We start from the raw sequence: 19,584 nt of genomic DNA on the forward strand, positions 1-19,584 counted from the left end.
GACGCGGCATGACCTGGTCCGATCGAAGCGATGCAACCGACGTTGAACCTGTGAACCAGTCGATCACCTCGCCCACGCTCGACACGCTGTTCAAGCGCACCCTGGCGCGGCAACCCGAGGCGCTGGCGCTGGTCGATCCGCTCAACAAGCAGCGCATCACCGGTCAGACCCGCAAGCGCCTGACCTACGCGCAGGCCGACCGCGCCATCACCGCAATTGCAGCCCATTTCGTCGAGATCGGATTGCCGGCCAATACGGTGATCGCGGTTCAGCTGCCCTCAACGGTCGAGTTCGCGCTGACGGTGCTCGCCGCGCATCGGGTCGGCCTCGTCGTGGTGCCGATGCCGCTGCTGTGGCGGCAAGCCGAGCTGACATCCGTCCTCAACCGCACCGCGGCACGTGCGATCGTCACTTGCAGCAAGATCGACGGCGTCTCCTACGCCGACATCGCCATGAACGCCGCGGCGGAAGCCTTCTCGATCCGGCATGTCTGCGGCTTCGGCGCCGATCTGCCCGAAGGCATGTCCTCGCTCGACGAAGCGATCCTGCAGGACTCCCGGACCACGCGCCGCATGATCGAGGACGGCCGCAAGCCGGCGCTGATCTCCTTCGACGTCACCAGCGACGGTTTCCGTCCGGTGCCCCGCGCGCATTTCGGCCTGATCGCCGGCGGGCTCGCGATGTCGTTGGAGAGCGACCTGCCGCAAGGCGCGACCATCATGTCGGCGTTCGCGCCGATGTCGTTTGCCGGCATCTGCGCGTCGCTGGTGACCTGGTTGCTGTCGGGCGGAACGCTCGTCATGCATCACCCGTTCGACGAGGAGACGTTCGAAGCCCAGTTCAACGATCACGCCTGCGATACGTTGATCGCGCCGGCGCAGCTCGCACTGCGGCTCGACGAGCAAGGCCTCTCGGAGCGGCTGCCCACCCTGCGCAATGTGATCGGCCTCTGGCGGACGCCGGAACAGGTTGCCTCCAGTGCGCACTGGACCTCGCGGCGGGTGACCATGACCGACGTCTACCTGTTCGGCGAGGCCGGGCTGTTCGGCGCCCGCCGCACTGCCGAGGACGGGTCGCCGGCGCCGATCAAGCCCGGTCCGCACAGCGCACCGCGCGAAGCGCCGGGCGCATCGATCGCCGGCGAGATCCTGCTGACCCCGAAGGGCACGCTTGGCCTGCGTGGCCCCATGGTGCCGGTCGCGGCCTACGCGCCGCCGCCGCCTCCGGGCGACAGCCTGATCGCGCCGCCGCCGCGCGATTACGTCGACACCGAATATGCCGCCCGGCTCGACCGCGTAACCGGCGCCGTCAACATCACCGCCCCGCCATCGGGGGTCATGACGGTCGGCGGCTACCGCTTCCTTGCCCAGGAGCTGCAGGAATGGTCGCGCCGGCTCGGCCAGGGCGCGCTGTTGACGGCATTGCCGGACCGCCTCAGCGGCCACCGGCTCGCCGGACGGGCGCAGGACAACGCGCGGGCCCGCGACGCCCTGACAGAACTTGGGCTTAACCCGTTGATGGTCGAGGCATTTCGCGACCGTAACGGCACCGGAATGCCGTAAAATCTTATCATTGTGTTAGTCTTAGCATTGTGTTGACGCATGATTAAGCCATGCCAACTAGCATCGCAGCCGTTGCTGTTCTTAAGCATTGGTTTCGAGCGTTCGAATGTCTCAACAAGGTCCGGTCCTCATCGTCTCGGCGTCGGCAAAGCCGCCGTTCGCCGCGGTCCTCGATGAGACCAAGCTGTTTCCGGTCGTCGTCTCCGACTGGAACGAGGTCGGGCGCGCCATCGAGCAGGTCAAGCCGGCGGCGATCATCGCGGCCGCCGAGGGCGTCGACTTCATCACCCTGTCGGGCCTGGCCAAGCGCGCCGCCGCCCGCGCGCCCTATCTGCCGCTGATCGCGGTCGATCCCGCGACCACCCTGCCCGACACCGTGATCGCGTTCTTCCAGCACAAGGGCGTGCCGGATCGCCTGGTGGCCCGGCTCAACGCGTCCTTACGCATTCGCGCGCTGCATGCGACCGTGATGCGCCGCCTGGTGCCTCCGGCGCCGATCGCAATGTCCGATATCGATCCGGTCGGAGAGGCCACGGCGCTGCTGATCGGCCGTGGCGGCGCCTACCCGGCGCTGTCGGTCGCGCTCGGCGAACGCGCTGGCGTGGTTGGCGCGCTCAGCATCGAGGCGGCCGCCAAACATCTCTCCAACCGCGACATCGACGGCATCGTGCTGGCCGAGGGATTCACGCCGCGCGTGATGGATGCGTTCCTGACGGTGCTGACCGAGGATGTTCGCTTCCGTCCGTTGCCCGTGATCGTCGCATCCGGCGATTTGGCGCCGCGCTACGAGCTGCCCAATCTCGAGATCGTCACCGCCGGGCCGACCCGTGTTGCCGACATGGCATTGCCGATGATCCGCCAGCATGCCTTCGAGGCGCGGCTCGGGCGCATGCTCAAGGCGATCGACGCCAAGGGCCTGATCGATCCCCGCACCGGCCTGCTCACCAAGGCCGCGTTCGAGCGCGACTTCGCGACCGCCGTCTACCACACCGCCGAGGGCGGCGGCGCGCTCTCGGTGGCCCGCTTCACCTTCGACAACGCGCAACCGCGCGCGCAATTCGATGGTGCGCGGATCATCAGCCGGCTGATGCGCCAGGCCGATTTCGGCGCCGTGTATGACGACCGCTCGCTGATCGTGGCGTTCGCCGGCACCGACCTGCGCAACGCGCAGGCGATCACGCGGCGATTGGCGAGCGTGATGCGCCACACCCAGAACGGCCGCCGCGACGTCAGGGCCGAGCCCGCCGTCAGCGTCGCCACGCTGCTGCCGAGTGATTCCGCGATGTCCCTGCTGGGACGCCTGTTCGCGGCGCCGGAGCGCGCGGCGTCGTAGCAGCGCCTTAGCGCCTATCTGTTGTTGCGATAGCTGCATGGGCATCGCCGACAGGCGGAGCCACTACTCATCGTGGCGGCTCCGCATGCCTATCCTTCGCGCCCTCACGCGTGCTGCGGTTGCGCCAGCTGGCTGACCTGCGTCGCCGGCGGATCGACAACCAGGGTACCGCCATGGCCATCGCTCGACGTCGTGAATGTCGAGGTCATGTAGTTGCCCAGCAGCGCAATGCTCGCCGTGACGGTGCCGTCCGTCACCGTGAGCGTTCCACCCGATGTGTTGCCGCTGAAGCTCGGGGTTTGAACGTTCGCGAAACCGATGTTCGCGAAATCGATCGCGTCCGAATCCGTCATCCCGGCGACGGTGCCGCTAAAGCTCGCGGAATTGTCGAGCTTCAGCGTTCCCGTCGAACCCTGGAACGACACGGCAGCGTTCGAAGCCCCGGGCAATTCCAAGGTAGCGCCCGCTGCGATGCTGGCGCTGCTCGGGCTCTCCCCCGTTACGTTGAAGGACTGCCACGCCCCCCACGCGATGCCATCATACGCCCGGATCCACAATTGGTCGGTACCCGAGCCGGCCTGATAGGTCGCCTGGGAGAGCTGCGCCGCGGTGACGTCGATCTCGGTATTCGCCGGCTGATTCAATCCACCGACGGTCCAACGCCCGTTCGTGTTGGAATCCCACAACGCATATTTCGTGATGGGATCGCCGTCCGCGTCCGTCGCCGTGACAAGGTTCGCGGCAGCAAAGGTCTGCCCCGAGACCGTCAATACGTTTGCGACTGCTACCGTCGGCGCCTGGTTCGTCGCGGTGGCCGTGAAGGCCGTCCAGCTGCTCCACTCGCTGCCATCGTTGGCCCGCACGTAGAGCGTATCCGACGGCGAGCCGCCGGGACCGAACACGTAGCTGACCTGTGACAGGTTCGCCGCCGAAACATCGATCTCAGTGTCGGCGGCCTGGACGACGCCGTTGACCACGAAGTGGCCGTTGCCGCCGGTGTCCCAGAACGCGTACTGGGTCATCGTATCGCTGTCGGCGTCGGTGACCGAGAACAGGCCGGTCGCTGCGATCGAATGGTCGTGAATTCCGCTGACATTCGCCGCCGTCACGACCGGAGCATGGTCGGGTCCCGGAGTTGCCGTGAACGCGGTCCAGCTGCTCCACTTCGATCCGTCGTTGGCGCGCACGTAAAGCGTGTCCGACGGCGAGCCGCCGGGACCGAACACGTAGCTGACCTGCGACAGGTTCGCCGCCGAGACATCGATCTCGACATTGGCGGCCTGGGCGACGCCATTGACCACCCAATGGCCGTTGCCGCCGGTGTCCCAGAACGCGTACTGGGTGATCGCATCGTTGTCGGCATCGCTGACCGAGAACAGGCTCGAGGCGAGCACCGAGAACTGGCCGTGATTGGCGGCGACGTTCGCTGCCGTGACCACCGGAGCCGTATCGACCCCTGATGCTGCCGTGAACGCAGCCCAGGCGCTCCACTTCGATCCGTCGTTGGCCCGCACGTAGAGCGTATCCGGTGTCGAACCGCCGGGACCGAACACGTAGCTGACCTGCGACAGGTTCGCCGCGGAGACATCGATCTCGACATTGGCGGCCTGGGCGACGCCATTCACCACCCAATGGCCGTTGCCGCCGGTGTCCCAGAACGCGTACTGGGTGATCGGATCGCTCTCGGCATCTGAGACCGAGAACAGGCTCGAGGCGAGTGCCGAGAACTGGCCGTGGTTGGCGGTCACGTTCGCTGCCGTCACCACCGGGGCCGTATCGACCCCCGGCGCTGCCGTGAACGCGGTCCAGGTGCTCCACCGGCTGCCGTCATTGGCCCGCACATAGAGCGTATCCGGTGTCGACCCGCCGGGCCCGAACACGTAGCTGACCTGCGACAGGTTTGCTGCCGAGACATCGATCTCGACATTGGCGGCCTGGGCGACACCATTCACCACCCAGTGACCATTGCCGCCGGTGTCCCAGAACGCGTACTGGGTCATCGTATCGTTGTCGGCATCCGTCACCGAGAACAGGCTCGAGGCGAGCGCCGAGAACTGTCCGTGATTGGCGGTCACGTTCGGCGCCGTCACCACCGGGGCGGTATCGGGGCCCGGCGATGCCGTGAATGCAGTCCAGGTGCTCCACGGCGATCCGGCGTCCTTCGCCCGCACGTAAAGCGTATCGGACGCCGAGCCGCCGGGGCCGAACACATAGCTCACCTGCGACAGGTTCGCCGCCGCGACGTCGATCTCGACATTGGCCGCCTGAGCGACGCCATTGACCACCCAGTGGCCGTTGCCGCCGGTGTCCCAGAACGCGTACTGGGTGATCGGATCGCTCTCGGGATCCGTCACCGAGAACAGGCTCGAGGCGAGAGCCGAGAACTCCCCGTGATTGGCGGTCACGTTCGGCGCCGCCACGACCGGCGGATCATCGATCCCCGGAGTCGCCGTGAACGCAGTCCAGCTACTCCACAACTGTCCGTCGTTCGCCCGCACGTAGAGCGTATCGGGCATTGAGCCGCCGGGACCGAACACGTAGCTCACCTGCGACAGGTTCGCCGCCGCGACGTCGATCTCGGTGTTGGCGGCCTGGGCGACACCATTCACCACCCAGTGGCCGTTGCCTCCGGTGTCCCAGAACGCATACTGGGTCATCGTATCGTTGTCGGCATCGGTGACCGAGAACAGGCTGGAGGCAAGGGCCGACACCTCCCCGTGCGTCGCGGTCACGTTCGGGGCCGTCACGACCGGAGCGGTGTCGCCTCCCGACATTGTCGAGAATGCGGTCCAGCCTCCCCACAACATCCCGTCGCTTGCCCGCACGTACAGCATGTCGGGCGCCGAGCCGCTCGGACCGAACACGTAGCTCACCTGCGACAGGTTCGCCGCCGAGACATCGATCTCGGTGTTGGCCGCTTGGGCGACACCATTGACCACCCAGTGACCGTTGCCGCCGGCATCCCACAAAGCATATTGTGTGATTGGATCGCCGTCGGGATCCGTCGCCGAGAAGATACTCGTAGCCGGAACCGACAGCTGCAGGTGCTGTCCTACGAGGTTTGCTGCCGTCACGACCGGAGCCCGATCGGGCCCTGGAGTTGCCGTGAGCGCGGTCCAGCCGCCCCACAATGTTCCGTCGTTCGCCCTGATGTACAACGTATCAGGCGTCGACCCGACCGGACCGAACACGTAGCTCACCTGCGACAGCTGCGCCGCGGTAATGTCGATCTCGGTGTTGGCGGCCTGGGCGACGCCATTCACAACCCAGTGGCCGCTGCCGCCGGTGTCCCAGAGCGCGTACTCGGTCATCGAGTCGTGATCCGGATCGCTCACCGTGAACAGGCTGGATGCCGCAACCGACGTCTGGCCATGCACCGCAGTCACGTTGATTGCGTTCACGGTCGGCGGAGTGTCAACGAATCCCGTTGCCGTGAATTGAGTCCAGCTGCCCCAGGCCGTGCCGTCATTGGCCCGCACGAACAGCGTATCGGTCGAACCGCTCGGACCGAACACGTAGCTCACCTGCGACAGGTTCGCCGCGGGAACATCGATCTCCGCGTTGGTCTGCTGGGCGACGCCGTTGATCGCCCAGTGTCCGTTGCCTTGCGTGTCCCAGAACGCAAATTGGGTGATGGCATCGCCATCGGCATCCGTAAAGCCGAACAGGGCGGAGGCCAGCACAGAGATCTCACCGAGCACTGCAGTCACATTGGCCGCCGTCGTGACCGGCGCGACATCGGCACGCGTCGTGACCAGCGTGCCGGTGCCGGAATCCGCGCTGACGCCGAACCGCACGCCGGGCGTCTGATCGAGCTGCAGATCGTAGGAGGTCCCGCCCTCCGTGACCTGCAGGACATTGCCCGGGAGCAAGGTCACCGACCCGCCGGACGAGAAAGTGACGCCGGCCAGATCGATGCTGTCGCCCAGCACCAGGCTGCTGATGGTCGTGGTCGGCATCGACGTGGCGTCGATCTTGAGCTGACCGCCGGAGCCGCTGAAGGTGATGCCGCCGCTCGCGACGCTTCCCGCCTGCAGTTCGACCGTACCGCCGGAGATCGTGACAGGCCCTGTGGAGCCGCCCGAAGATACAACCTCAGTACCTCCGGCAAACACCGTCACGTTGCTGGCTGCCGCGCCGGCCACGTTGAACATGCCGCCGCTGGAGACGGCAACATGGTGCGCAGTCGCGCCGGACAGAATGTTCAATACGCCGCCACTGCTGACGGTCGTGTGATCGATCGCACCTCCCGACGACACGTTGACCGTGCCGCCCGAAATCCCGGTTCCGGAGCCGGTCACGCCGGTCACCACGCCTCCCGAGAGCACGTTCTCGACGCCGCCGGCAAGGACCGCGACGTTGCTCAGAACCGTGCCGCCGACATTGAAGATGCCGCCGTTCGAGACGGAGATATGGTCAACCGTGGCGCCGGACGAGACATTCAGGTCGCCGCCGCTGAAGATGGTCGCATATTCGAAGGACGCTCCGGAGAGAACGTCGACCAGTCCGGAAATTGCGGTCCCCGAACCGGTGACGCCGGTGACCGAACCACCCGCAGAGACGATTTCATGGCCACCGCTCTGGATAGTGACATTGCTGGTGATCTTGCCCTGCACATTGAGCGTGCCGGACACGTTGATCATGCTGGCCGAACCTCCGGCCAGCACGTTGAGCGTCGCGCCGGCTGCCACGGACGTTCCGGTGCCGGTCGTGCCGCTGATGGTGCCCTGAATGACGCCACCGGACGAAACGTTCTCGACGCCACCGCTCAACACCAGGACTGTATTGGACGTGGTCCCCGTCACGTTGAGCGTGCCGCCTGCCGAAACCGTCGCGCCGGTGGCGAACCCGCCAGCCAGCACGTCGAGCGTTCCCCCGGACACAAGCGTTCCGCTGGCCCTGCCGCCGCCGCTGACATACATCGTCGCGCCGCTTGCAACGAGGGCATTCGTATCGCTGCCCGCAACCGTTTCGGTACCGCCGGACGAGACGGTCGTGCCCGTGTCGCTGCCGCCGTTGCTGATGGTCAGAAGCCCACCGCTGCTGACGGTGGTGCTGACGGCCGACCCGCCGGAGGCAACGAACATCGAACCGCCATTGAGCACGATGTCGCCGGTGTCGCTTTGGCCGCTCGAGACGGTGTAGGACGATCCGCTGCTTACGGTCACGGGGGCGCTTTCGATCACGACCGTGCCGCCATTGCTGGTCACGCCCGTGACGCTGGCGCCGGCAACGATAATCAATGTGCCGCCGCTATTGACGGTGATGCCGCTCGCAGTCCCGCCGGACGAAACCACTTCGGTGCCACCGGAACTGATCACTGTGCTGCTGGCGATGCCGCCCGCCATAACGGTCTCGGTGCCGCCGGCGCTGATCACCGTGGTCCTGGCGATGCCGCCGGACGAAACGATTTCGGCTCCGCCGGAGCTAATCACCGTGTTGCTGGCGATGGGGCTGTACACGCCGCCGCCCCACACGATCTGTTCACCGCCCGCGATCAACGTGGTGGAGATCGCCGTTGCGCTTCCACAGTATTGGCCACTGCCGACGTATTGGATACTGCCGCTGCCGGTGACCGTCGTGTTGATAGCGGTGCCGGTTTCAATGTAGCCGTACGGTGCAATATACTGGATTCCACCGCTGGTGATGGTGGTATTGCTTGCGACACCAGTCGCCGCGGATCCGAAGACGGCATAGCCTATGTACTGCGTACCGCCCGCGACGATGGTGCTGACCGCAGAGCCGGCCCCAAGAAATCCTACATACTGTTCAGAGCCGCTTCCCGTCACCGTGGTATTGGACGCGACTGCGCTGCCTTCAAAGTATCCGTCGTATTCGGTTGAGATGTATTGATTTCCGCTCACGAGCGTCGTGTTGGTCGTGGTGCCGCCATAGATTTCCACTCCACCGCCACTGACGATATTGTTGATTGCGGTCCCGTTGAAAAGGGTCAGCCAACCGTTCCTGGCCGTGGTGTTGCTCGCAACTGAACCACTGTCAACGGACAGCCGGCCGCCACTGATCGTGGTGTCAATCGCGGTTCCACCGGATATGGCGACCATGTTGCCGCCGCTGATCACGGCGCTGATCGCGCTGCCGTAAACTTCTAGCTGCGCGGCGCCATTTGAATCGTTGGAGACGGTGTCGGCGAAATCGGTGCCGCCCGAGGAAACAATGACGGTGCCAACATCGAGGGTGTTGCTGATGTATCCGCCATTCAGCACGTAGAGCGTGCCGCCGTCCTGGACCGTGTTGTTGGTCTCCATATCGGACACAAAACCGCTGGTTCCGCTGGCAACGTTCACACCCATAGACCCCTCCCCGAAAAATGATTCCAACGAAATCCAATACGCCTGCCGGCAATTCGACCCCGCAGCCGACCGTCGCCGATGCCCTGCGGACAACGGAATCAAACGCCTGCAAGCCCTCGCCAATTCACTTGGCTCGAGCTCTCGATCTCTGAGTTTTGGAGAGCAGTTGAAATGCTGGCGGGACGCGAACCAGATTCAAGTTGCTACGTCATCCAAAATATAAAAGCCGGTCTGAATTAAAAACACGATCAGCTTACGATTCGTCGAAAAGCCGTCAAGACCCGGTTGGCCTAAAGTTCAACGTTTCTCGCCTGTTGTTCACATTGTGGAACCGTCGCGCCCGCCTCGGATCTTCGGTTCACTCTCAGTCGAATCCACCTGCGCGAAGAAATGTTTCTGAAGATGAACTGATGTTTCTGAACCGTCATGGCCGGGCTGGTCCGGGCAACGACGCGGTCGACGCATCCGGGAAGCGACAGGCCGTTTCGCCATTCAGCACCAAGCCCATCTGCAGCCGACGAAGCGGTAGTAGTAGATCCGGCGCACGTGATGGCCGCCGGACGCGCGTCGCGGCCCGCTTGTATTCAGCTGCTTTGGCACGTTCGGGTCCTGGCTGCCCGGATCGACCTGGACAGCCCTGCGCCGCAGCTCGGCCGCCTTGGCGGCATCGGGCGCGCCGAGTAATCCCCGCTCCTGCATGACGGCAAGGTATTTGAGAGAAAATCCGTCGTTGAGATCGGCCGCCTGCTGAAAATATTGCGCAGCCGTCGCGTAGTCGCGGGGCGTTCCCTTGCCGTAGAAGTACATCAAGCCGGTCTGGGCGAGGGCGAAAGGATTACCCGCCTCGATTGCCTTCTGATAGAGCTCGAGCGCTCTCGCCTCGTCCTTCTTGACGAAATTGCCGTTGGAATACATCGCGCCGAGATTGCTGATCGCGCCCGGCTCTCCCGCTGCGGCCGCCTTGCTGAACAGCTCGAATGCCCGCGGCATGTCTTTGACGACCCCGCGCCCCGTCGCAAAATAGACCCCGAGCTTGCCTTGCGCCGGCGCGTAACCGGCGTCAGCAGCTTTGGTCAGATAGCGTTGCGCCGCCAGGTAGTTTTTCGTTCCGCCATAGGCAAGGCCGAGCAGGAATTCGAGACGTGGCTGATCGGGATTGGCGCGCACCGCCGCTTCGCAGATCGGGACCGCGGCCGCAAAATCGTGCGTGTTGTCGATCTTCAGCTGTTCAGGACTGGCGAACGGCGGCGCAGGCGCGGCCGCGCGCTCGCATTCGCTGTCGGGGCCGCCGGCGGCAAGCGGCGGCGCCTGGGGTGTGACGCGCTGCGCGTCGGCTTGTGGCGTCACCTGCACCGCGCCAGCGGTCACATGCGCCACGTCGCCTGCCGCCGATAAGGCTGAAGGAGCCGGTTGCGCGGGAGCCGAGGCTGGCGAGGCCGTGGCGGCCGGAGACGGCGGAGCCGCCAGATAGACGTCGCCGACCAGAGACGAACTGTCCCAGGGCGTCTGCTTCTGATCGGTTGCCGCGAGCACGTCGCCGCGAACCCTCGACAGCATCTGGCGCACTTCGATGCCGGGTGTCGCGATATGCTTCAGGAGCGCCGCGGTGAATGGAGAATTTCGCCCGGCACCGTCGAGCGCAACGTTGTTCGGCTGCGTCGAATAGACGATCAGCGACCCCTGCCCGCTGGCGTCGACGCGGCCGAGCCCACGGCTGGGCGCCGCGCGGCTACCGCGCGCGAGCTTCTCGAGAAACGGATTGTTGCGGCAGGCATCGAGGATGATGATGTTGGCGCGTCCCGTCCCCTCCATCTCCTGCTGGATGTCGGACAGGTTCACGGTGTTGAAGCGCACATCGGCCGGCGTTTCGATTTTCGCGTCGACCGGGACCAGATAGTTTTCACCGTTCATCTGCAGACCGTGACCTGCGTAGAAGAACAACGCAACGTCGGCTCCGCCCAACCGCGCGGAAAAATCGCGTACTGCGTTGGCCATGGCCTCGCGGGTCCCGTCGCGCGCTTCGATCACGTTGAAGCCCATGCCGCGCAAAGCCGTCGCAAGATCGGCTGCGTCATTGGCGGGATTGCCGAGGGCGGGAACGGCCCGATACTTGCTGTTGCCAAGCACCAGCGCCAGGCGCGTACCAGCGAAGGCTTTCATCGGCAGGACGGTCAGCGCGAAACAAAGCCCGATCAAAAGCAAGCGGCAATGTAACTTATGCATGGTGGCTTGCTTACAGCCTAGGCGGCTGAACCCGATTTCCGCTGCCAAACTTACCGGCAAAGCTGATGCCAGTCAAAACCCTCATCTGTGATGCTCGCACAGTCGCATCACTGTGCGCGTCGACTTGCTCAACGCTGACGCGCTGTTGCCCGGCGATTCCGCGATGTCGTTGCTGGAACGACCGCTCCCTGCCACAGCGTCATTGCGAGCGAAGCGAAGCAATCCATCTCTCCGCGCTCGCGGAACTAATGGATTGCTTCGTCGCTTCGCTCCTCGCAATGACGTGGAGAGTTCGCGCCTCACGCCGCCTTCTTGCTCTCCGCGAGATTGGCGAGCTGTCGCAAGATCTCTGTCGTGCCGGCGAGCCGCTCTTCCGGCGTATCCCATTCCTGGAAGAACACGACCTTCATGTCGGGCCGCACCTTGGCGGCCTGGCCGTGCTGGCGGATGAAGGTCACCAGCCGCTCCGGATGCGCAAAACTGTTGTCGCGGAATGCGATCACGGCGCCCTTCGGGCCGGCATCGACCTTGCCGACATTGGCCCGGCGGCAATAGGCCTTGATCGCCGCCACCTTGAACAGATAGCGCACCTCGTCCGGCAGCACGCCGAAACGGTCGCGCATCTCGGCGGCGAAGGCATCGATGTCCTCGTCGGTGTCGAGATCGGCGAGCCGCCGATAGAGCGACAGTCGCACGCTGAGATCGTTGACGTAGTCTTCGGGGATCAAGACCGGCATGCCGATCGTGATCTGCGGCGACCAGCGGTCGGCGGCAGGCTCGGCGACGCCGGCCTTGAGGTTGACGATCGCCTCCTCCAGCATCGACTGGTACAGCTCGAAGCCGACTTCCTTGATGTGGCCGGACTGCTCCTCGCCGAGCAGATTTCCGGCGCCGCGGATGTCGAGGTCGTGCGAGGCGAGCTGGAAGCCCGCGCCGAGCGTCTCCAGCGATTGCAGCACCTTGAGCCGCCGCTCCGCCTGCGCGGTGATCTTCTGCTGCGCCGGCAGCGTGAACAGCGCATAGGCGCGCAGCTTGGAGCGGCCGACGCGGCCGCGCAGCTGGTAGAGCTGGGCCAGGCCGAACATGTCGGCGCGGTGCACGATCAGCGTGTTGGCGTTCGGGATGTCGAGACCGGACTCGACGATCGTGGTCGACAGCAGGATGTCGTATTTGCCATCGTAGAACGCGGACATGATGTCCTCGATCACGGTCGGCGGCATCTGGCCGTGGGCGACCGCGACCTTCATCTCCGGCACGTTCTTGTCGAGGAAGTCCTTCACGCCCGCGAGGTCCTCGATCCGCGGCACGACGTAGAACGCCTGCCCGCCGCGGTAGCGCTCGCGCAAGAGCGCCTCGCGGATCATCAGCGGATCGTGCGGCGCGACGAAGGTGCGCACCGCGAGGCGATCGACCGGCGGCGAGGCAATGATCGAGAGCTCGCGAACGCCGGTCAGCGCCAGTTGCAGCGTGCGCGGGATCGGGGTTGCCGACAGAGTCAGGACGTGGACCTGGGCGCGGAGCTGCTTCAGCCGCTCCTTGTGGCTGACGCCGAAATGCTGCTCCTCGTCGACGATCAGGAGGCCAAGGTCCTTGAACTTGATCGCCTTGCCGAGCAACGCATGGGTGCCCACCACGATGTCGACGCTGCCGTCAGTGAGCCCCTTCTTGGTCTGGCTCAACTCCTTGGTCGACACCAGCCGCGAAGCCTGCGCGACATTGACCGGAAAGCCTTTGAAGCGCTCGGTGAAGGTCCGCGAATGCTGGCGCGCCAGCAGCGTGGTCGGCACCACGACCGCGACCTGCCGGCCCTCGAGCGCCACGGCGAATGCCGCGCGCAATGCCACCTCGGTCTTGCCGAAGCCGACGTCGCCGCAGATCAGCCGGTCCATCGGGCGGCCGATCTCGAGGTCCTTCAGGGTCGAATTGATCGCCCCCAACTGGTCCTCGGTCTCGTCATAGGGGAAGCGCGCGCAGAACTCGTCATAGACATGCGGCTGCAGCGGGAATTTCGGCGCCTCGTGCAGCTGCCGCTCGGCCGCGATCTTGATCAGTTCGCCCGCGATCTCGCGGATGCGGTTCTTGAGCTTGGCCTTGCGGGCCTGCCAGCCGCCGCCGCCGAGACGGTCGAGCTCGACATTGGCGCTGTCGGAGCCGTAGCGCGACAGCAGCTCGATGTTCTCGACCGGCAGGAACAGTTTCGTCTCCGCCGCATAATGTAGCTCGAGACAGTCGTGCGGCGCGCCGGACACTTCCAGCGTCTGCAGCCCGACGAAACGGCCGATGCCGTGCTCGACGTGCACCACGAGATCGCCGGTCGCAAGGCTCGTCACCTCGGAGATGAAATTGTCGAGCTTGCGGCTCGCCTTGCGCGGCCGCACCAGGCGGTCGCCGAGGATATCCTGCTCGCTGATGACGGCGAATTCGCTGGTCTCGAAGCCGGACTCCATGCCGAGCACGGCCAGCATGGTCTCGTTGCGCGGCGTCGCCTGCACGATCCGCCAGGTGTTGACGCTGGTGGTGTTGAGCAGCTTGTGGTCGTGCAGCATCGCGCCCATGCGGTCGCGCGAGCCCTCGCTCCACAGCGCGACGATGACCTTCTTGCGCTGCGACTGCAACGCGCCAATATGCCCGACCACCGCCTCGAACACGTTGACGTTGCTGTCGGCGCGCTCCGGCGCGAAATTGCGGCCCTGGCGCGCGCCGGCGTCGAAAACATCTGCCGTGCCTTCGGGCACCGCGAACGGCGTCAGCCGCGCCAGCGGCGCGTCGCCGAGCAGTTTGGTCCATTCGGCTTCGGTCAAATACAGCTTGTCCGGCGGCAGCGGCTTGTAGATCGCGCCGCTGCCCGGGTGCTCCAGCGCCTCGCGCCGCGCGTCGTAATAGTCTGATATCTGCGAGAAGCGTTCGCGCGCGGCATCCTCGCCCTGCGGCTCGATCGCGATCGTTGCGCCGTCGAGATAGTCGAACAGCGTGTCCATCCGCTCCTGGAACAGCGGCAGCCAGTGCTCCATGCCGGGATGGCGGCGTCCTTCCGAGACCGCCTCATAGAGCTGGTCGTCGCGTCCCGGTGCGCCGAACGCCGCGACATAGCCCATGCGGAAGCGGCGGATGGTTTCGGTGGTGAGCTGGAATTCCGACACCGGCACCAGGTCGAGCCCGCGCATGTCCAGATGCGTGCGCTGGGTCTCGGCATCGAAGGTGCGGATCGACTCGAGGCTGTCGCCGAAGAAGTCGAAGCGCACCGGCTGGTCGAGGCCGGCCGGAAACAGATCGAGGATGCCGCCGCGCACGGCATATTCGCCGGGCTCGCGCACCGTGGACGAGCGGGTGTAGCCATTGTGCTCGAGCCAGGCCACGACCGAGTCCATCGGCACCACGTTGCCGGGCGCGACCGACAGCGCTTGGGCCGCGACCTGCTCGCGCGCCGGCACCCGCTGCACGGCGGCGTTCACCGTGGTCAGCACGATCAGCGGCTTGTCGGAGCCCGCCAGCCGCGACAGTTTGGCCAGCGCGGTCAGCCGCTGCGCCAGGATGCCCGAATGCGGCGAGACGCGGTCATAGGGCTGGCAGTCCCAGGCCGGAACCTGCATCACCGCGATATCGGGGGCGAAGAACTCCAGCGCACGGGCGAGCTGCTGCATCCGCGCGCCGTCGCGGCACACCACGGCGAGGCTGACCGCGGGCCGCTTCGGCTGCGCGGCGATGGCGCGCGCCAGGTCGGAGATCACGAGCCCTTCGGCGCCCTCGGCGACGTTGGCGATGGTCAGCACCCGGCCGGGCGCGAGCATCGCCGCCGGCGATTTCATCGGCTGCTTCATGCACTGGGATCCGCGACCTGGAACGCCTTGATGCGGGCAAACAGCGCGGTCTGATGCTCGGCAGCCAAAACCTTGTCGCCGGTCAGCGCGGCGTAGAGGTCGGGATCCGGTACCTCGATCAAATGCTCGAGTTCGCCGAGCTCCTGGTCGGTGAGGCCAGCGATTTCAGCATCGGCAAAGCGGCCGAGGATCAGGTCCATCTCCCGGGTGCCGCGATGCCAGCAGCGAAACAAAAGCCGCTTGCGGCGGTCATCGAGCCCGCTGCTCGATCGTGTCGATCCCGTCATGTCCCAAAATCCATCAAACGCCAAAAGCCCGGACGTGCCGGGCGAGCTTGATATAGCGATGGCGGAGGCCGATGTCAGCCCTCATTCGCCGCCTTTTGGGGTTTCCTTGCGCGCATGCCGTGAGTCGTGTGTAAAGGCACCGATGCGCCCAGCCCTGCTCAATCCGCTGTTTGCCCAGGTCACGACGCTTTCGGGCGTCGGCCCGAAGCAGGACAAGCTGCTGCGCTATCTGCTCGACCGCAGCGAGACGCCGCGGCTGGTCGATCTGCTGCTGCATCTGCCGGCGAGCGTGATCGATCGCCGCGCGCGGCCGAAGATTCGGGATGCTGTGGTCGGAACCATGGTGACGCTGGAGGTCACCGTCGACCGTCATCGCCCGCCGCCGCCGCGCAATTCGCGCGCGCCCTACCTCGTCTATGCCAGCGACGACACCGGCGACGTGGTGCTGACCTTCTTCCGCGCCCAGCCCGGCTATGTCGAGAAGCTGCTGCCGGTCGGCGAGAAGCGCTACGTCTCCGGCACGCTGGCGATGTATGACGGCATCCCGCAGATCGTGCATCCCGATCGCGTCGTCGACGAAGCCGGCTTTGCAAAACTCTCCGGCATCGATCCGGTCTATCCGCTGACCGAGGGGCTGGCGATCGGCTCGCTCCGCCGCGCCATCGCGCAGGCGCTGACCAAGCTGCCTGACTTGCCGGAATGGATCAGCCCCGAGGTGCTGCGCCGCTGCAACTTCCCGCCGATCCGGGAGGCGCTGACCCGCGTCCATGTTCCGGTCGAGCTGACCGACATTTTGCCCGATGGACCGTTCTGGTCGCGGCTGGCGTTCGACGAACTGCTCGCGGGCCAGCTCGCGCTCGCCCTGATCCGCGCCACGCTGCGCCGTCCCGCCGGCGTGCGCAACGCCGGCGACGGCCATCTGCGCAACCGGATCATCGATGCGCTGCCCTATGCGCTAACCAAATCGCAGCAGGAGGCCGTCGCGGCGATAACAGCGGACCTGCAACAGCCGGTGCGCATGCTGCGCCTCGTGCAGGGCGATGTCGGTTCCGGCAAGACCGTGGTGGCGCTGCTGGCGGCCGCCGCCGTCAATGAGGCCGGCAAGCAGGCCGCGCTGATGGCGCCGACCGAGATCCTGGCGCGCCAGCACATCAAGACCATCGCGCCGCTGGCTGAGCGCGCCGGCATGCGGGTTGCGATCCTCACCGGCCGCGAGAAAGGCAAGGAGCGCCGCGAACTCCTGGCGCAGCTCGAGGCCGGCGAGATCGACCTCCTGGTCGGCACTCATGCGCTGATCCAGGACGACGTGATCTACAAGGCACTGGCGCTTGCCGTGGTCGACGAGCAGCATCGTTTCGGCGTGCGCGAGCGCCTCGCACTGACCTCGAAGGGCGAGGCCGTCGACGTGCTGGTGCTGAGCGCGACGCCAATCCCGCGCACGCTGGTGCTGACTTACTTCGGCGACATGGACGTCTCGGAGTTACGTGAGAAGCCCGCCGGCCGCCAGCCGATCGATACCCGCGCGGTGCCGATGAGCCGGATCGAGGACGTGATGGACGGCGTCGGCCGCGCGCTCGGCGCCGGCAAACTGGTGTACTGGATCTGCCCGCTGGTCGATGAATCTGAGGCCGAGGGCACCGAGCACCTCACCAACGCGACCGAGCGTTTCGAGAGCTTGCGAGAGCGGTTCGGCGATCGTGTCGGCCTCGTGCACGGCCAGATGAAGGGCACCGAGAAGGACCGCGTGATGGCGCAATTCGCCGCGCACGAGATCGGGCTCCTGGTCGCAACGACCGTCGTCGAAGTCGGCGTCGACGTGCCGGCGGCGACCATCATGGTGATCGAAAACGCCGAGCGCTTTGGCCTCGCACAACTGCATCAATTGCGCGGCCGCATCGGCCGCGGCTCGGAGGCCTCGACCTGCCTGTTGCTCTACAAGGAGCCGCTCGGCGAGATGTCGAAGGCGCGGCTCAAGGTGATCCGCGAGACCACCGACGGCTTCCGGATCGCCGAGGAAGATCTGAAGCTGCGCGGCGAAGGCGATGTGCTCGGCATCCGCCAGAGCGGCCTGCCCGGCTACCGCATCGCCCGCTCCGAAGTGCACGGCCAGCTCATCACCCAGGCCCGCGACGAGGCGCTGCGGATCATGAAGGACAATCCAAAGCTGAAGGGCGAACGCGGCGAAGCGCTGCGCGTCCTGCTCTACCTCTACGAACGCGACGAAGCCGTGCCGCTGATCGGCGCGGGCTAGCGCCCACCACCGTCATTGCGAGCGAAGCGAAGCAATCCATGGTCCGACTCGGGGATAGATGGATTGCTTCGTCGCTATCGCTCCTCGCAATGACGATGTAGGATAGAGTCCGGGAGAATGCCGTGAAGCAACCGTGCGTTTACATTGTTGCCAACAAGCGTCACGGCACTATTTACACTGGCGTTACCGCTAATCCGCCGAAGCGTTCGTTTGAACATCGCGAGGGCTCGGTGAAGGGCTTCTCGGCGAAGTACGGCTGCAGAATGCTGGTGTGGTACGAATTGCACGAAACGATGTACGACGCGATCACACGGGAAAAGCAGATCAAGGCCGGCAGTCGGGCAAAGAAGATTGCGCTGATCGAGGCGCTGAACCCGGGTTGGAATGATCTCTACGACACGCTGATCTGATAGTGTCGTCACCGATCCTTCCCCACCGTCATTGCGAGCGAAGCGAAGCAATCCATCGCTCCACATATGCGGAACGATGGATTGCTTCGTCGCTTCGCTCCTCGCAATGACGGGGAGAGAACTCGGCTTTGCCCCCAAAGCCCGCTAAGGGCAATGGTGGCGCTATTTGTTATGGGGCTCGTCAGACCCCGCATACGCCACCAGCTCGTGTCCGGCCGCCTGCCAGCCGCGGCAGCCGCCGTGGATCACGGAGACATCCTCGAAGCCGATCTCGCGCAGCGCCTCTGCGGCGCGCTTGGCCTTGCCGCCACCGCCGCAGGTCAGGATGATCGGTTGCTCGCGATCGGCGAGCGCCGCGTCGGCAACCGCGACGGCCGCGATCTCTTCGTGGCTGATATTGCGCGCGCCTGCGATGGTGCCTCGCTCGCGCAACTGCCAGGGCTCGCCGACATCGATCAGCGTCACGCCGCCCTGTTCCAACTCGTGTTTGGCCTCGTCGGGCGACAGCAACCGCGCGCCCGCGCCTTGCTGCGTCGCCTCGGAACCCATCAGCCCTCGACCTTGGCCGGCGTCGCCGGCTGCAACGAGGCCTGGTTGGCGATCCGTGCCGCATTGGCCATGCCGGCAAGCGCCGCGGCGCGCTTCTGGTCGTTGGTGCCGGGCTGCACCACGCCGGCCGACATGATCAGCGTCGCGGCATCCTCGGTGCTCATCTCGATCTCGATGATCTTGCTCTTCGGCACGTAGAAGAAGAAGCCGGTGGTCGGGTTCGGCGCGCAGGGCAGGAACACCGAGATGTGCTCTTCGTCGCCGGGGAAGGCGGCGGCGAGCTCGGCGCTCGGCGCCTGCGAGATCAGCACGATCGACCACATCCCGGGCGAGGGAAACTCGACCAGGCCGACGCGGCGGAAGCTCGAGCCGTTACCGGAGAACAGCGTCTCGAACACCTGCTTCAAGCCGCGATAGATCGCACGCACCGCCGGAATCCGCCCGAGCAGCCGCTCGCCGAGATCGACCAGCGTGCGCCCGATCAGATTGGCGGTGAGGAAGCCGAGCAGCGTCAGCGCGATGACGGCAACGATCAGGCCGGAACCGGGCAGCCCGAACGGCAGATAGGTTTCCGGCCGGTAGGCGGTGGGCACGAACGGCCGGACCAGATTGTCGACCCAGTTCACGAACCACCAGGTCAGGTACAGGGTGATCGCAACCGGCCCGGCGACCACCAGGCCGGTCAGGAAATAGTTCCGGAAACGCGCCATCAGCCCGCGGGGGGCATCCGGGGGCAAATCACCCGTGACGGGAGGCACTTGGTTGGAAGTCATTGCGGTTCCAAGGTCGTCGAAGCGGCCGTAGTCCACCACCCAGCTAAGCCATTCTGTCGCATTTTTG

At 65.5% G+C, this 19,584-nt stretch carries 10 protein-coding genes; 4 read left to right on the forward strand and 6 right to left on the reverse strand.

From position 1 onward, the window contains the following. Nucleotides 1-8 precede the first annotated feature (8 nt). A complete protein-coding gene (locus FBZ93_RS00060) occupies nt 9-1,562 on the forward strand; it encodes an AMP-binding protein (protein WP_146983956.1) in 1,554 nt (517 codons plus the stop codon). A gap of 106 nt (nt 1,563-1,668) precedes the next feature. After that, nucleotides 1,669-2,895, forward strand: a complete 1,227-nt coding sequence (locus tag FBZ93_RS00065) for a GGDEF domain-containing protein (RefSeq protein ID WP_146983957.1) — start codon at nt 1,669-1,671, stop codon at nt 2,893-2,895. A 104-nt stretch (nt 2,896-2,999) separates the two neighbouring features. On the opposite strand, the gene FBZ93_RS00070 is transcribed toward FBZ93_RS00065, so the two are convergent. From FBZ93_RS00070 to FBZ93_RS00085, 4 genes are all read right to left on the reverse strand, one after another. Then, nucleotides 3,000-9,206 (reverse strand): AIDA repeat-containing protein, encoded by a 6,207-nt coding sequence (locus tag FBZ93_RS00070; protein WP_146983958.1) that lies wholly within the window; start codon nt 9,204-9,206, stop codon nt 3,000-3,002. A 492-nt stretch (nt 9,207-9,698) separates the two neighbouring features. After that, nucleotides 9,699-11,429, reverse strand: coding sequence for a caspase family protein (locus FBZ93_RS00075; protein WP_146983959.1), 1,731 nt, complete (start codon nt 11,427-11,429; stop codon nt 9,699-9,701). Between the two features lie 299 nt (nt 11,430-11,728). Further along, on the reverse strand, nt 11,729-15,247 hold the full coding sequence (gene mfd, locus FBZ93_RS00080; RefSeq protein ID WP_146983960.1) for a transcription-repair coupling factor: 3,519 nt from the start codon (nt 15,245-15,247) through the stop codon (nt 11,729-11,731). Further along, a complete protein-coding gene (locus FBZ93_RS00085) occupies nt 15,244-15,534 on the reverse strand; it encodes a succinate dehydrogenase assembly factor 2 (protein ID WP_146983961.1) in 291 nt (96 codons plus the stop codon). Before FBZ93_RS00085 ends, mfd begins: the two co-directional genes overlap by 4 nt. Nucleotides 15,535-15,676: 142 nt before the next feature. Here FBZ93_RS00085 and recG point away from each other — a divergent pair, with 142 nt between their 5' ends. Together recG and FBZ93_RS00095 are read left to right on the forward strand one after the other, a co-directional pair. Further along, a complete protein-coding gene (recG, locus tag FBZ93_RS00090) occupies nt 15,677-17,785 on the forward strand; it encodes an ATP-dependent DNA helicase RecG (protein ID WP_146983962.1) in 2,109 nt (702 codons plus the stop codon). Between the two features lie 122 nt (nt 17,786-17,907). Further along, on the forward strand, nt 17,908-18,195 hold the full coding sequence (locus FBZ93_RS00095; protein ID WP_146983963.1) for a GIY-YIG nuclease family protein: 288 nt from the start codon (nt 17,908-17,910) through the stop codon (nt 18,193-18,195). 162 nt (nt 18,196-18,357) lie between these two features. Here FBZ93_RS00095 and FBZ93_RS00100 read toward each other — a convergent pair whose 3' ends face one another. Together FBZ93_RS00100 and FBZ93_RS00105 are read right to left on the reverse strand one after the other, a co-directional pair. Further along, nucleotides 18,358-18,744 carry a rhodanese-like domain-containing protein gene (locus tag FBZ93_RS00100; RefSeq protein WP_146983964.1) on the reverse strand — a complete coding sequence of 129 codons (387 nt, stop codon included), beginning with the start codon at nt 18,742-18,744 and terminating at the stop codon, nt 18,358-18,360. Then, a complete protein-coding gene (locus tag FBZ93_RS00105) occupies nt 18,744-19,517 on the reverse strand; it encodes a DUF502 domain-containing protein (protein WP_146983965.1) in 774 nt (257 codons plus the stop codon). Before FBZ93_RS00105 ends, FBZ93_RS00100 begins: the two co-directional genes overlap by 1 nt. Nucleotides 19,518-19,584: the final 67 nt, after the last annotated feature.

It is taken from the genome of Bradyrhizobium macuxiense, from assembly GCF_007993935.1.
Lineage (GTDB): Bacteria > Pseudomonadota > Alphaproteobacteria > Rhizobiales > Xanthobacteraceae > Bradyrhizobium > Bradyrhizobium macuxiense_A.

Excerpts from the sequence above, each read along its gene's own strand:
- FBZ93_RS00060 (WP_146983956.1), top strand. The coding sequence starts at position 9 with ATGACCTGGTCCGATCGAAGCGATGCAACCGACGTTGAACCTGTGAAC.
- FBZ93_RS00105 (WP_146983965.1), bottom strand. The coding sequence starts at position 19,517 with ATGACTTCCAACCAAGTGCCTCCCGTCACGGGTGATTTGCCCCCGGAT.
- FBZ93_RS00070 (WP_146983958.1), bottom strand. The coding sequence starts at position 9,206 with ATGGGTGTGAACGTTGCCAGCGGAACCAGCGGTTTTGTGTCCGATATG.
- FBZ93_RS00065 (WP_146983957.1), top strand. The coding sequence starts at position 1,669 with ATGTCTCAACAAGGTCCGGTCCTCATCGTCTCGGCGTCGGCAAAGCCG.
- FBZ93_RS00075 (WP_146983959.1), bottom strand. The coding sequence starts at position 11,429 with ATGCATAAGTTACATTGCCGCTTGCTTTTGATCGGGCTTTGTTTCGCG.
- recG (WP_146983962.1), top strand. The coding sequence starts at position 15,677 with ATGCGCCCAGCCCTGCTCAATCCGCTGTTTGCCCAGGTCACGACGCTT.
- FBZ93_RS00100 (WP_146983964.1), bottom strand. The coding sequence starts at position 18,744 with ATGGGTTCCGAGGCGACGCAGCAAGGCGCGGGCGCGCGGTTGCTGTCG.
- mfd (WP_146983960.1), bottom strand. The coding sequence starts at position 15,247 with ATGAAGCAGCCGATGAAATCGCCGGCGGCGATGCTCGCGCCCGGCCGG.
- FBZ93_RS00085 (WP_146983961.1), bottom strand. The coding sequence starts at position 15,534 with ATGACGGGATCGACACGATCGAGCAGCGGGCTCGATGACCGCCGCAAG.